Source organism: Geodermatophilus poikilotrophus (genome assembly GCF_900111455.1).
Lineage (GTDB): Bacteria > Actinomycetota > Actinomycetes > Mycobacteriales > Geodermatophilaceae > Geodermatophilus > Geodermatophilus poikilotrophus.
The window spans coordinates 1-13,307 of record NZ_FOIE01000006.1 but is presented as its reverse complement, the minus strand read 5'-3'; the positions used below and the strand labels follow the sequence as shown (position 1 = coordinate 13,307).

13 protein-coding genes are annotated in these 13,307 nt (G+C 73.5%); 5 read left to right on the top strand and 8 right to left on the bottom strand.

What is annotated here, in order from left to right; all coding sequences use genetic code 11:
* The first annotated feature begins 12 nt into the window (after positions 1–12).
* Positions 13–885: a glucose-1-phosphate thymidylyltransferase RfbA gene (rfbA, locus tag BMW27_RS14165; protein WP_091445730.1), complete on the top strand. Its 873-nt coding sequence runs from the start codon at positions 13–15 to the stop codon at positions 883–885.
* A gap of 16 nt (positions 886–901) precedes the next feature.
* Here the strand turns inward: rfbA and BMW27_RS14160 are convergent, their stop codons facing one another.
* From BMW27_RS14160 to BMW27_RS14145, 4 genes are all read right to left on the bottom strand, one after another.
* Positions 902–1,657, bottom strand: coding sequence for a DNA-3-methyladenine glycosylase family protein (locus BMW27_RS14160; protein ID WP_245743580.1), 756 nt, complete (start codon positions 1,655–1,657; stop codon positions 902–904).
* A 219-nt stretch (positions 1,658–1,876) separates the two neighbouring features.
* Positions 1,877–2,647, bottom strand: coding sequence for an SDR family NAD(P)-dependent oxidoreductase (locus BMW27_RS14155; protein WP_091445201.1), 771 nt, complete (start codon positions 2,645–2,647; stop codon positions 1,877–1,879).
* A gap of 22 nt (positions 2,648–2,669) precedes the next feature.
* Positions 2,670–3,767 (bottom strand): mannose-1-phosphate guanylyltransferase, encoded by a 1,098-nt coding sequence (locus tag BMW27_RS14150; protein WP_091445728.1) that lies wholly within the window; start codon positions 3,765–3,767, stop codon positions 2,670–2,672.
* Between the two features lies 1 nt (position 3,768).
* Positions 3,769–4,701, bottom strand: coding sequence for a glycosyltransferase family 2 protein (locus BMW27_RS14145; RefSeq protein ID WP_091445199.1), 933 nt, complete (start codon positions 4,699–4,701; stop codon positions 3,769–3,771).
* 154 nt (positions 4,702–4,855) lie between these two features.
* Between BMW27_RS14145 and BMW27_RS14140 the strand changes: the two genes are divergently transcribed.
* From BMW27_RS14140 to BMW27_RS14125, 4 genes are all read left to right on the top strand, one after another.
* A complete protein-coding gene (locus tag BMW27_RS14140; protein ID WP_091445197.1) occupies positions 4,856–6,400 on the top strand; it encodes a hypothetical protein in 1,545 nt (514 codons plus the stop codon).
* Between the two features lie 116 nt (positions 6,401–6,516).
* On the top strand, positions 6,517–7,704 hold the full coding sequence (gene glf / locus BMW27_RS14135; RefSeq protein ID WP_091445726.1) for a UDP-galactopyranose mutase: 1,188 nt from the start codon (positions 6,517–6,519) through the stop codon (positions 7,702–7,704).
* Positions 7,705–7,760: 56 nt separating this feature from the next.
* Positions 7,761–9,383: a glycosyltransferase gene (locus BMW27_RS14130; protein WP_217638157.1), complete on the top strand. Its 1,623-nt coding sequence runs from the start codon at positions 7,761–7,763 to the stop codon at positions 9,381–9,383.
* A complete protein-coding gene (locus tag BMW27_RS14125; protein ID WP_091445723.1) occupies positions 9,380–10,285 on the top strand; it encodes a glycosyltransferase family 2 protein in 906 nt (301 codons plus the stop codon). Before BMW27_RS14130 ends, BMW27_RS14125 begins: the two co-directional genes overlap by 4 nt.
* 81 nt (positions 10,286–10,366) lie before the next feature.
* On the opposite strand, the gene glfT1 is transcribed toward BMW27_RS14125, so the two are convergent.
* The 4 genes from glfT1 to BMW27_RS14105 all read right to left on the bottom strand — a co-directional run.
* Positions 10,367–11,281 carry a galactofuranosyltransferase GlfT1 gene (gene glfT1, locus BMW27_RS14120; protein WP_091445194.1) on the bottom strand — a complete coding sequence of 305 codons (915 nt, stop codon included), beginning with the start codon at positions 11,279–11,281 and terminating at the stop codon, positions 10,367–10,369.
* Positions 11,278–12,048: a galactan export ABC transporter ATP-binding subunit Wzt/RfbE gene (gene wzt / locus BMW27_RS14115; RefSeq protein ID WP_091445192.1), complete on the bottom strand. Its 771-nt coding sequence runs from the start codon at positions 12,046–12,048 to the stop codon at positions 11,278–11,280. The genes glfT1 and wzt overlap by 4 nt, the downstream gene beginning before the upstream one ends.
* Before the next feature lie 34 nt (positions 12,049–12,082).
* The gene (wzm, locus tag BMW27_RS14110; protein WP_175486513.1) at positions 12,083–12,916 is read right to left on the bottom strand and encodes a galactan export ABC transporter permease subunit Wzm/RfbD; all 834 of its coding nucleotides are present in this window, start codon (positions 12,914–12,916) and stop codon (positions 12,083–12,085) included.
* Positions 12,917–13,114: 198 nt separating this feature from the next.
* Positions 13,115–13,307, bottom strand: a 193-nt coding sequence (locus BMW27_RS14105) for an LGFP repeat-containing protein (RefSeq protein ID WP_425431678.1), incomplete at its 5' end; no start/stop codon positions are given.

Here is a 13,307-nt window from a genome sequence, read left to right as displayed (position 1 = left end):
GCGTCGCCGGGCATGCGGGGCATCATCCTGGCCGGGGGCACCGGGAGCCGTCTGTTCCCGATCACGCAGGCGGTCAGCAAGCAGCTGATGCCGGTCTACGACAAGCCGATGGTCTACTACCCGCTCTCGACGCTGATGATGGCCGGCGTCCGCGAGGTCCTGGTGATCACCACGCCCGGCGACCAGGATGCGTTCCGCGCGCTGCTGGGCGACGGCACCCGGCTGGGCATGCGCATCGAGTACGCCGTCCAGCCACGGCCCGAGGGACTGGCCCAGGCCTTCCTCATCGGCGCGGAGTTCGTCGGCGACCGGTCGGTGGCCCTGGTGCTCGGCGACAACATCTTCTACGGCGCGGGCCTGGGCACGGCACTGGGCCGGCTGCCCGACCCCGACGGCGGGCACGTGTTCGCCTACCACGTGGCCAACCCGCAGGACTACGGCGTCGTGGACTTCGACGCCGACCGCCGCGTGCTCTCCATCGAGGAGAAGCCGGCCACGCCGAAGAGCTCCTACGCCGTCCCGGGGCTGTACTTCTACGAGTCGTCGGTGGTCGACGTGGCGCGCAGCATCCGGCCCAGCGCCCGCGGCGAGCTGGAGATCACCGCGGTCAACGAGCACTACCTGCACCAGGGCCGGCTCACCGTGACCGTCCTCGACCGCGGCACGGCCTGGCTGGACACCGGCACCTTCGCCTCGCTGCGCCAGGCCACCGAGTTCGTGTCGGTGGTCGAGGAGCGGCAGGGGCTCAAGATCGGCTGCATCGAGGAGGTCGCCTGGCGGCAGGGCTGGCTGGACGACGACGGCCTGCGCCGCGCCGCCGAGCCGCTGGGCAGGAGCGGCTACGGCGACTACCTGCTGCGCCTGCTCGACGACCCCGTCCTCTGAGCGCCCGCCCGGCGCCTCAGATCCGGCGGTAGTTCGTCGGGGCGTTGCGCGGGCCGCGCCTGGGCGGGCGGCTGCCGCCGATGCCCAGCAGCCGGACGACGCGCTGGCGCTGCCCCCGCCAGGGCTCGAGCAGCTCCATCATCCCATCGTCGTCGGTCCTGCGGCCGGCCAGCGACCAGCCGACCAGGTTCTTCAGGTGGTAGTCGCCGTAGCTGACCGTGTCCGGGCAGCCGAACACCCGCTGCACCACCTCGGCCGCCGTCCAGACGCCGATGCCGGGCACCGTCTGCAGCCGGCGCCGCAGGTCCGGGCAGTCCACGGCCTCCCCCGGCTCCAGCCGGGCGGCGACGCTCGCCACGGCCCGCAGCGCCCGGCGGCGGGCGCCGTCCAGGCCGCAGCGGTGCCACTCCCAGTCGGTCACCGCCAGCACCCGCTGCGGGGTGGGGGGTACGCGCATCCCCTCGGGGGCCGGGCCCGGCGCCGGCTCGCCGGCCAGCCGCAGCAGCGCCCGCCAGACGCGGTGCGCCTCGATGACGGTGACCTTCTGCTCGAGGACGGCGGGCACCAGCGCGTCCCAGGTGCACCCGGTGCGGCCCAGCCGCAGCCACGGCGAGGCGCGGTGCACGCGGGCGAGCAGCGGGTGACTGCCCGGGTCGAACTCCTCGGGGCGGTCCTCCGCCCCCAGCCACGCGGGCACCGCCGCCCCGGCGCGCTCGGCACCGGGCCCCCACGCCGACACCCGCACCTCGCCGCCGCAGACGGTGAGGTGCACGGTCGCGGGGCCGTCGGGCGTGCTGACGACCCGCCAGCAGCCGTCGTCGACGTGGCGCAGGGCCGGGTCACCGGTGCTGCGCTGGTGCGGGAAGAGGGTGCGCCGGAGGTCCAGCGGCCAGTCCGGCCGCCAGACGTCGGTGAACGCCGGGGCGTCCAGCGTGGTGGTGCTCAGGTGGTGCTCCCCGGGGAAGAGGGATCGGTCGTCAGCAGCACCTCGTCAGCGAGGTGCCATCCGCAGCGCGCCGTCCATCCGGATCACCTCGCCGTTGAGGTAGCCGTGCTCGACGAGGTCCACGGCCAGCTGCGCGAAGTCCTCCGGGCGGCCGAGGCGCTTCGGGAAGGGTATGCCCGCCGCCAGCGCCTGCCGCGCCTCCTCCGGCAGGCTGCCCAGCAGGGGGGTGTCCACGAGCCCGGGGGCGATCGTGCAGACCCGGACGCCGACGCTGGACAGGTCGCGCGCCGCCGGCAGGGTCATGCCGACGATGCCGCCCTTGGACGCCGCGTAGGCCACCTGCCCGATCTGCCCGTCGTAGGCGGCGATCGAGGCGGTGTTCACGACGACGCCGCGCTCGCCGCCCTCCTCCGGCTCGGTGGCGGCCATCGCGGCGGCCGCCAGCCGCAGCACGTTGAAGGTGCCGACCAGGTTGACCATGACGGTGCGGACGAACGGGTCGAGGTCGTGGGGGACGTTGCCCCTGCCGACGGTGCGCTGCGCCCAGCCGATGCCGGCGCAGTTGACCGCGATCCGCAGCGGCCGGTCCTTGCCGGACGCGTCCTCGATCGCCGCCTGCACCGAGTCGGCGTCGGTGACGTCAGTGCGCACGAAGGTGGTGTGCCCGCCGAGCTCGGCGGCGAGCTCCCGCCCCTTCTCCTCCTGCAGGTCGAGGACGGTCACGGCGGCCCCGCGGGCGGTCAGCGCCCGGACGGTGGCCGCGCCGAGGCCGGAGGCCCCACCGGAGACGACAGCAGCGACGTCGAAGTTCTTCACGGCCCGGAGGCTATCGGCGCCCTCAGCTGAAGCGTGACCCGTGCCTCGCCTCGACGGCGGCCAGCAGCTGCTTGACCCGCTCGGCGTCGGACACCGGGCAGACCATCGTGACGTCGGCGGTGTGGACGACGACGCTGTCGCGGACGCCGACGAGGGCCACCAGGTGGTCCGGGTCGTCGCTGAAGACGATGTTGCCGGCGCTGTCGACGGTGACCGCCAGCCCCGAGACGGCGTCCTCCCCCACGCGCTCCAGCGTCTGCGCCAGGGCCGGCCACGAGCCGACGTCGAGCCAGTCGACGTCGAGGTCGGCGACCAGCACCCGGCCGGGCTCGGCCGCCGCGGGCTCCAGGACGGCGTAGTCGACGCTGATCTTCGGCAGTGTCGGGAAGACCTCGGCCAGGACGGCGTCCCGCTGCGGCCCGGCCGGGACGGCGACGACCCGCGCCAGGCCCTCGGCGGTGGCGGGCAGGTGGTCGGCCAGCGCCTGCAGGACGGTCGCGGCCCGCCAGACGAACATGCCGGAGTTCCACAGGTACTCCCCCGAGGCGAGGTAGGCCTCGGCGGTGGCGCGGTCGGGCTTCTCGCGGAAGGACGCCGCCTCGGCGACCCCGGGCACCTCGGTCGGCGCGCCGCGCTGCACGTAGCCGAAGCCGGTGGCCGGGGCGGTGGGCCGGATGCCCAGGGTGACCAGCGAGCGGGGCCGCGCGGCGAGGGCGTCGTAGGCGGTGGTCAGCGCCGCGGCGAACCGCTCGACCGGCCGGATGACGTGGTCGGCGCTGACGACGGCCAGCTCGGCGTCGGGGTCGACGTCGGCGACCAGGGCCGCGGCCAGGCCGACGGCGTTGGCGGTGTCGCGGGCGACCGGCTCGAGGACCAGCCGGTCCGGGCGCAGCTGCGGCAGCGCGGCGCGCACCTGCTCGCCGTAGCGCGCGGCGGTGCAGACCCAGATGCGGTCGGCGGGCAGCACCGCCTCCAGCCGGGCGAAGGCCTCGGCCAGCAGGCTGTGCGCCCCGCCGTCCCCGCCGGCGACGACGTCGAGCAGTTGCTTGGGGCGGCCGCCCCGGGACAGCGGCCACAGCCGCGTCCCGGAACCGCCGGCCATGACGACCGCGTGCCGCACCTCAGCTCCCCCCGCGGCGGCGCGCCGCCCGGCCGACACCCTCGGCGCGGCGCTGGAAGCGGGCGCCGGCGGCCACCCGGCCGCTGACGTAGGAGACGAGCATCCGGCCGCCCAGCCCGGCGCGCAGGGCCAGCCGGAGCGGGGCGTGGCGGCGCAGCGGGTACTGCCCGGAGAGGTAGCGCAGCGCGCTGGTGTGGTGCACCCGCTGCATGCGGTGCGGCTGGCGCCGGGTGGCGTGCCCGCCCTCGTGCTCCACCACCGCCGTCGGCGCGTAGACGTGCAGCCAGCCGCGGCGGGTGAGCCGCTCGGCGAGGTCGACGTCCTCGAAGTACATGAAGTAGCCGGGGTCGAAGCCGCCGACCGACCAGAAGGCCGCCACGTCGACCAGCAGGCAGGAGCCCGACAGCCAGCCGGCCGGCCGCTCGCGGGGCGCCTCGCGTTCCCGCCGGTAGCGCGCCGTCCACGGGTTGCCCGGCCAGGCCCACCCGAGCAGCGCGTGCCCGGCCCCGGTGGACAGCCGCGGCAGGTCGCGGGCCGAGGGATAGAGCTCGCCCTCCGGGGTCCGGATGGCCGGGCCGACGGTCGCCGCGCGGGGCCAGCGGGCGGCCACGGCCAGCAGCTCGTCAACCGAGCCGGGGTCGAAGCGGACGTCGGGGTTGGCGACGACGGCGTACCCCTCGGTCAGCCCGGCCATCCCGGCGTTGACCGCCGCGCCGTAGCCGATGTTGCCGCCGGTGCGCAGCAGCCGGACGTGCGGGTGGCGGGCCGCGGCGCGCTCGGGGGCGCCGTCGGTCGAGCCGTTGTCGGCGAGGACCACCTCGACCGGCCGCGTGGTGGCCTGTGCCAGCGACTCGACGAACCCCTCGAGGGCCTCGCCCGGCGAGTACGTCACCGCCACCACACGGAGCGGTGGGCTCCCCGGGGATGCGTTCACGGCTGTCGACCCTAGAGGCCCGGCATCGCCGTCCGGGGGCGGCGGGGAGGACGCAGGAGGCGGGCGGGGCCGGAGTTGCGCCCGTAGCATCGCGGGGGATCGGGCCTGGTCGCCCGCGACGACGACCGGCAGGCGCGAACAGGGAGTCCACCGCATGGCGAGCAGCGTGGAGACCGTCGACCACGAGGTGGGAACGGCCCCCGCGGCGCCCGCGCGGCGAACCGGTCGCTCGACGCCGGCCTGGGCGGCGGCCGGCGCCGTGGTGGGAGCGGCCGTCGTCTGGCTCACCCACGAGGCGCTCATCGACGACGCCTACATCACGCTGGCCTACGCCCGGAACGTGGCGACCGACCTGCACTGGGGGCTCATCCCGGGCGAGGAGGCCAACAGCGCGACCTCCCCGCTCAACGTCCTCGTCCTGGCGCTGGCGACCTGGCTGACCTCGCTGGTCACCGGCGACGTCCGGCCGGTGGTCGCGCTCGGCATCGTCACCGTCGTCCTCTCTGCCCTGCTGGCCGCCTGGTCGGCGGAGACGGCCCTCCGGTTCGGCCGCTCCGGCGCCTGGAGCCTGCCCGCGCTGGCGGTGGTCATGGCCAACCCCTTCGTCAACTCGGCCATCGGCCTGGAGGTGGTGCTGACCGCGGCGCTGCTCGCCGGGCTCACCGCGCAAGCCGTGGCCGGTCGGCCGGTGGCCTTCGGCGTCCTGGCCGGGCTGCTGGTGCTCACCCGGCTCGACCTCGGCGTGATCGTGGCCGCCGTCTACCTGGCCTCCTCCGCCGTCCGGCGCCGGTTCTGGGTGGCACCGGCCGTCGCCGTCGCGGTGGCGCTGCCCTGGTTCGCCTTCAGTTGGTGGCACTTCGGGTCGGCCATCCCGGACACGTTCGTCATCAAGACCCTGCAGCGCTCCTTCGGGGAGCAGACCTTCGCCAACGGGCTGTGGACCCTGTGGGCCGCCAGGGGGCTGTTCCCGCTGGCGCTGGCGCTCGTGCCCGCCGCCGTCGGACTGGCCACCGCGGTCGCGCTGCTCGTCCCCGCGGTGCGCCGACGGTGCCCCGCGGGCACCGGGCCACTGGTCGGGCTCGTCGTCGGCGGGCTGGCCTACTTCGGCGCCTATGCGGTGCTGGAGGTGCCGCCCTACCAGTGGTACTACGCGCCTTCGACCGTCGCGCTCGGGCTCGCCGGTGTCCTCGGCCTCTCGCTCCTCCTCCCCCGCCTGGGCCGCCGGGCCGGCACCGCGCTGCCCGTCGCGCTCGCCCTGGCCGTCGGGTTCCTGTTCGTGGGCACGTGGGAGAACCGCCCGGTCCCCTGGGACCGCCCGGTCTACTTCGGCGCCTGGGCGCTCCCGGCGGACTACCGCGTGGTGGGCGCCGCCGTCGGCGAGATCGTCGGCGACCGGGCGGTGAGCTCCCCCGGGGAGATCGGCACGCTGGCTTACGCCTGCAGGTGCCCCCTCGTGGACCCGTTCTCCGACCGCGGGATCACCGTGCAGCTGGTCGAGCAACGGCTCGCCGGGGCCGGCCCGCTGGCCCGCACGCTGCTGGAGTGGAACTTCGCGCGCCTGGACCGCCGGATCAAGCCGCGTCCGGTCGAGTTCCGGCTGGTCTGGACCCAGGGCCCGGTGCCCCCCGGCGTCCCGAGCTGGCCCACGAACTCACCGGCGACCGGGCCGGGGGTGCTCTTCCTCGAGCCGGTCAGCTGACCGGCCGACCGTGCGCGTGACCCGGGTTGGACCCGTTCGTCACACCCGTCACGGCGGCCCCGGCGCGTGTGCCGCCGAGATGGCTGCGGGCGCGCGTCCGGGTACCGTCGGTGCCCGTGACCGCTGCCAGACCTGACCTCGTCGTCGTCGGTTCCGGGTTCTTCGGCCTGACCGTCGCCGAGCGGGTCGCCACCCAGTTGGACAAGCGCGTGCTGGTCATCGACCGCCGCAGCCACATCGGGGGCAACGCGTACTCCGAGCCCGAGCCGGAGACCGGCATCGAGGTGCACGTCTACGGCGCGCACCTGTTCCACACGTCCAACGAGCGGGTCTGGCAGTACGTCAACCAGTTCACCGAGTTCACCGGCTACCAGCACCGCGTCTTCAGCATCTACCAGGACAAGACGTACTCGCTGCCGATCAACCTGGCCACGATCTGCCAGTACTTCGGCAAGAGCTTCTCCCCCGAGGAGGCCCGCGCCCTCGTCGCCGAGCAGTCCGGCGAGATCGACACCGCCGAGGCCGCCAACCTCGAGGAGAAGGCGATCTCGCTGATCGGCCGCCCGCTGTACGAGGCCTTCATCCGCGGCTACACCAAGAAGCAGTGGCAGACCGACCCGACCGAGCTGCCCGCCGCGGTCATCGCCCGCCTCCCGGTGCGGTACACGTTCGACAACCGGTACTTCAACGACACCTACGAGGGTCTGCCGAAGGACGGCTACACCGCCTGGCTGCAGCGGATGGCCGACCACCCGAACATCGAGGTCCGGCTGGACACCGACTACTTCGACGTCCGCGACGAGCTGCCCGCGGACGTCCCGACGGTGTTCACCGGACCGATCGACAGGTACTTCGGCTACGAGGCCGGCGAGCTCGGCTGGCGCACGTTGGACTTCGAGACCGAGGTCCTGCCGGTCGGCGACTTCCAGGGCACCTCGGTCATGAACTACGCCGACGAGGACGTGCCCTTCACCCGGATCCACGAGTTCCGGCACTTCCACCCCGAGCGCGACTACCCCACCGACAAGACCGTGGTCGTCCGCGAGTACTCCCGCTTCGCCGAGACCGGCGACGAGCCGTACTACCCGATCAACACGCCCGAGGACCGCGCCAAGTTGGAGCGCTACCGCGAGCTGGCCGCCAAGGAGGCCGCGGAGAAGCGGGTCCTCTTCGGCGGCCGGCTGGGCACCTACAAGTACCTGGACATGCACATGGCGATCGGCTCGGCGCTGACGATGTTCGAGAACCGCATCCGTCCGTTCTTCGCCGAGGGCGGCGCCCTCGACGGGCGCCTGGAGGACTGAATGCCCGCCACGACCGTCCCCGCCCCTGGCGGCCGACTCCCCGGGGAGCACGACCGGTGACCGACCCGCACGACCAGACCGGCGCCCGCCGGGTCTTCGAGATCCTCCAGGAGCCCGACTGGTTCTCCGGGTTGTCGCCCCGGGAGGCCCGCCTCCTCGACGGCGGGCTGGCCTTCCACTGCCTGGCGCGGCCCGGTGAGCGAATCCGCGCCACCGTGCTCCGCACCGACGGCCCGCACCTGCCCTCGCTGACCGACCACCGGACCCAGCGGATCGAGTGGGCCGACGACCGGCGGGTCGTGGGCACCATCGAGGCGCACGCCACCGGCACGCCCGTCCCGACCACCGGCGTCGTCGACGTGGTCCTCGACCTGGGCGGCCCGCCAGGGTCCCTCATGCGGCTCGAGCTGCCCCCCGGCCGGGTGCACGCCGTCCGCAGCGTGGTCCGCGGGCGGGCCCCCGTGGTCTTCGACGTCCTGCGTCAGCTGCGCACCGACCGCCTGGAGAACCGGCGGCTGTCCCGCCCCATCCCGCGCGTCGGCCGGGCGGACGTCACGTCCGCCGGTTCCTCCCGAGGTTCGACCAAGGCCGTCCTGTTCGGGCTGCACTGGCTCGAGCTCGGCGGTGCGGAGAAGTGGGCCGCCGAGACCATCGGCATGGCCCGGGCCGCGGGCCTGTTCCCGATCGTGGTCAGCGACCGCCCCTCGGGTCACCCGGACATCGCGCGGCCGGTCTTCGACGACGCGCTGGTGATCCCGCTGACCCACCCGGTCCCCGCCGAGCACGAGTCCCGGGTCCTCAGCCAGCTCTTCGAGCGCTTCGACATCCGCGGCGTGCACGTCCACCACTGCACCTGGCTCTACCAGCGGCTCCCCTGGATCCGGGCCCAGTACCCGGGCACCGAGCTCGTCGACTCCCTCCACGTGCTCGAGTGGCGGACCGGCGGCTTCGTCGACATCGCGCTGCGGATGTCCAACGTCATGGACCAGCACCACGTCATCTCCCCGCAGCTGCGGGACTACCTGGTCGACCAGCAGGGGCTGCCCCGCGAGAAGGTCAGCCTGGCCACCCTCGCCGACCTCACCGTCGACCCTTCGGGCCAGCGCGCCGAACCGGTGAGCACCCGCAAGGCGGGCGACCCGATGACCGTGGCCTTCGTCGGCCGCTTCACCCAGCAGAAGCGCCCATACCTCTTCCTGCGGCTGGCCGCCCGCCTGCGGGCGCGGCTCGGGGACCGGGTCCGGTTCATCGTGCACGGGGACGGCGAGCTCGCCTCCGAGGTGCGCGCCGACCACGCCCGGCTCGGCCTGGCCGGGAGCGTCCAGCTCCGCGGGACCGACCAGCCGGTCGCCCAGACGCTCGACGAGGCCGACGTCCTGGTGATCAGCTCGGACAACGAGGGCGTCACGCTGACCTCCTTCGAGGCCGACGCCCACGGCGTCCTGGTCGTCAGCAGCGACGTCGGCTCCCAGGCCTCCGTGGTCCTGCCCGAGCTGCTCCTCCCGCGCGCGCCCCTGCCGTTCCTGCGCGCCGCCGAGGACGTGCTCGTCTCGCTCTGCGAGGACGCCGAGCGCGCCGCGCACCTGCTCGTCGAGCAGCGCGGCAAGGTCGACGCCTTCGCCGACCTCCCCCGTGCCCGGGACTGGACCCGGTACCTCTACGAAAGGTGGGCCTCGTGACCACGACCAACGTGGCCGCGGTGATCGTCACGTACAACCGCGCCGACAAGCTGGGGAAGGTCATCGAGCAGGTCCTCGCCCAGGACCGGCCGGCCGACCAGGTGATCATCGTCGACAACGCGTCGACCGACGGCACCGCGGACGTGCTGACCGCGTTCGAGGGCCGCGCCACCGTGCACATCGAGCGGCTGGCGACCAACTCCGGCGGAGCCGGCGGCTTCGCGCACGGCATGGCGGTCGCCTACGAGCGCGGCGCCGACCACGTGTGGATCATGGACGACGACTGCTACGCCGACCCGGACGCGCTGCGCGAGCTGCTCGACGGCCACGCCTCGGCGGAGGCGAGCATGGGCATGCGGCTGCCCTACGCCTGCTCGGTGGTCCGCTGGACCGATGGCGAGATCTGCGAGATGAACAACCCCGAGCCCACGTGGGACTGGGGCAAGCTCCTGGTCCGCGGCGAACACAGCGTCCTCGTCAACTCGTGCTCGTTCGTGTCGGTCCTCTTCCCGCGCTGGGCCCTCACCCAGTTCGGGCTGCCGCTGGCGGAGTACTTCATCTGGTTCGACGACCAGGAGTACACCCGCCGCCTCACGGCGGCCGGCCCCGGCGTGCAGGTCCTGCGCAGCACGGTCACCCACGACCTCGGCGTGAACCGCGGTGTGAACTTCGGCGACGTCAACGACGGCAACATGTGGAAGTTCGAGTACGGCGTCCGCAACGAGGCCTCCTACCGCTGGCACCACGAGGACCCGTTCGCCGCCCTGCGGTTCGCCCAGCGGCTCCATCGCGGCCTCGCGGGTGGGCGGGTGCCCTGGCGGCTGCGCCGCCGGCTGGCCCGGAAGTGGCTCGAGGGGATCCGCTTCGACCCGAAGCCCGCGTTCCCGCGCACCGTCCTCTGACGGCCGCTCTGCGACGACGAGAGCCGCCGGCACCCGCACGGGCGCCGGCGGCTCTCGTCGTCGCAGGGGTGGCCCGCGGGCTCAGCGCCCCCCGGGCATGCTGAAGCGCTCCCGGCGCCCGGCCCGGGTCAGCGACAGCCACTCGCGCAGGCCCCGCAGGTCGCCGCGGCTGAGGAAGAACCAGCCGAACCGGACCAGCTCGAGCGGGAACAGCCAGCGCATCCCCGGCTGGGCCATGAGGTAGCCGCGGTTGCGGTAGGTGAAGTAGCGCTTGGCCGCGTCGCCCGGGTACTGGGCAGAGAGGCGCCCACCCAGGATCGGCACGAACTCGTCGCCGCCCTGGGGGTGCAGGTAGGTGACGCGCATCGTCGTCCCGAAGCGCAGGCCGGAGCGCGTGAGCCGGCGGTGGATCTCGGTCTCGTCACCGCGGATGAACAGCCGCAGGTCCGGGACGCCGACCGCGCGGAAGGTGCCGGCACGGAACAACGCGCCGTTGAACAGTGACGCGTAGGAGGGCAGGAACTCGCCGGCCGCGAAGTCGGCGACCGTCCTGCGCCAGCGCAGGCCCTGCCGCAGCGGGAAGGCGAGCTGGGTGGGGTCCGCCTCGTCGACCACCGCCGGGGAGACCTCCGCCAGGTCCCGGCGCCGGGCCTCCTCGAGCAGGACGGCCAGCGCGTCCGAGCTGCCGGGACGCCCGTCGTCGTCGGCGCACCAGACCCAGTCGGCCCCCCGGGAGAGCGCGGTGAGCAGTCCCAGCGCGAAGCCGCCGGCCCCGCCCAGGTTGGTGTGCGAGGGCAGGTAGACCGTGGGCACGGCGCACTCGCGCACGACCGCCTCGGTCTCGGGGTCGGCGCCGTTGTCGACGACGACCACGGCACTAACCGGATGTGTCTGGCCGGCGACTGCGGCGAGACTGGCGCGCAGCAGCCGGGGGCGGCGGTGCGTGACGATGACGGCGACGACGAGGTCGCCGTCGGTGCGGTCCTGAGCGCTCACGCGGCGCCGTGCGCCTCGTCGGGCCACGCGTCGGGGCCCTTGTAGGCCCGCAGGACCTCCTTGAGCGATCCCTGCTGCCTGATCTGTCCGTGCTCCATCCAGATGGCGCTGGTGCACAGCTGGCGGAGGAACTCGTCGGAGTGGGAGGCGAACACCAGCAGGCCGGCCCGCTCGACGAGGTCGCTCAGCCGCCCGCGGGCCTTCTCGAGGAAGGCGGCGTCCACCGCACCGATGCCCTCGTCGAGCAGCAGGATCTCGGGGTCGATGCTGGTGACCACGCCCAGCGCCAGCCGCACCCGCATACCGGTCGAGTAGGTCCGCAGCGGCATCGACAGGAAGTCGCCGAGCTCGGTGAACTCCGCGATGTCGTCGACCCGGGCCTCCATCTGCTTCCGGGTCATCCCGAGGAACAGGCCGCGGATGAGGATGTTCTCGTAGCCGGAGATCTCCGGGTCCATGCCGACCCCGAGGTCGAACACCGGGGCCACCTTGCCCTCCACCAGGGCGCTCCCCCGTGTCGGCTCGTAGATACCGGCGAGCAGCCGCAGCAGGGTGGACTTGCCGGCGCCGTTGTGGCCGACGAGACCGACGCGGGCACCGTGCTGCAGGTCGACGGTGACGTCGTGCAGCGCCTGGATGACCGGGACCTTCGCGTCACTGGCGATGTTCCCGCCGACGAGTCCCAGCACGGTCTTCTTCAGCGACCGGCTCTTGGCGTCGAAGATCGGGAAGTCGACCGACGCGTCGCGCGTCGTGATGCTGACCACGGGGTGCCTTTCTGTCGCGCTGGGGGTGGTCGCGTCAGACCCAGTAGGCCACGCGGGCCCGGTACCTGCGCATGACCACGAGCGTCATCACCCAGCCGACGACGGTGATCACCCCGACGACGACCCAGTGTCGCAGGTTCTGGTCGGCTCCCAGCATCGGCGACCTGATGATCTCGATGAAGTGCAGGAACGGGTTGAACTCGGCCAGCCGGGCCCGTTCGGCGATCGTCGGGTTGGGGTTGTTCAGGAAGTCCTCGTAGATCCAGACGATCGGCGTCATGAAGAACATCAGCTGGACGATGCTCTGGGTGATCGGTGTGAGGTCCCGGAAGCGGGTGCTGACGATACCGGCCAGGAGGGCGACCCAGGCGCCGTTCGCGACTAGGAGCGCGAAGGCCGGGATGGCCGCCAGCGACCTCCACGTCAGCGGCTGCGGGAACACGAGGAGCATCACCGCGTAGACGAGGAGGTTGTGCAGGAAGAACAGGACCTGGCGCCACACCAGCCGGTAGACGTGCACGCTGATCGGTGAGGGCAGGTGCTTGATCAGGCCCTCGTTGGCGATGAACACCTCCGAGCCCTCGTTGATGCAGCCGGCGATGAACCCCCACACGATGAACCCGACGAGGATGTACGGGAGCTGCTCCGCGAGCGAGTTGCCGAACAGCCCTGCGTAGAGGATGCCCAGGGCGATGGCGGTGACCGCCATGCTGATCGTGATCCAGATCGGGCCCAGCAGGGAACGGCGGTAGCGCTGCCGGATGTCCTGCCAGCCGAGGTGCCCCCAGAGCTCGCGCTGACCCCACCCGACCTGGAGATCGGACAGTGTCTTTGCCAGGGACGTGGGGGCGGTACGGGCCGAACTCACGCCGGGGACGGTACCCGCGCGAGGACGGCGCGGCGGGGAGGGCGTGGTCACGCCGGACGGGTCCGTCTCACGCTGGACCGGCCAGCCCCACTGGTCAACGGAGTCCCACCAGTCGCACGCCCGGACGAACCCGGAACGGCGGGCACGGGCCGCCCCCGGGCCGCCGGCGTGCAGCGGGGCCCGGGGGACGGCGCCGGCTCAGTCCAGCTGCACCGTCGCCTGGCCGGTGGCCGAGACCGTGACGGTCCCGCCCTGGAAGGTCTGACGGGTGCCGCCGGCGACGGCCTGCGGGTCACCGGTCGGGTAGCCCAGCCGGCCGTTCTCCCAGCCGGTGGCGGCCCAGGCGTCGCGGACCGCGATGGGCACCAGCCGGGCGCCGGTCGCCTGGGTC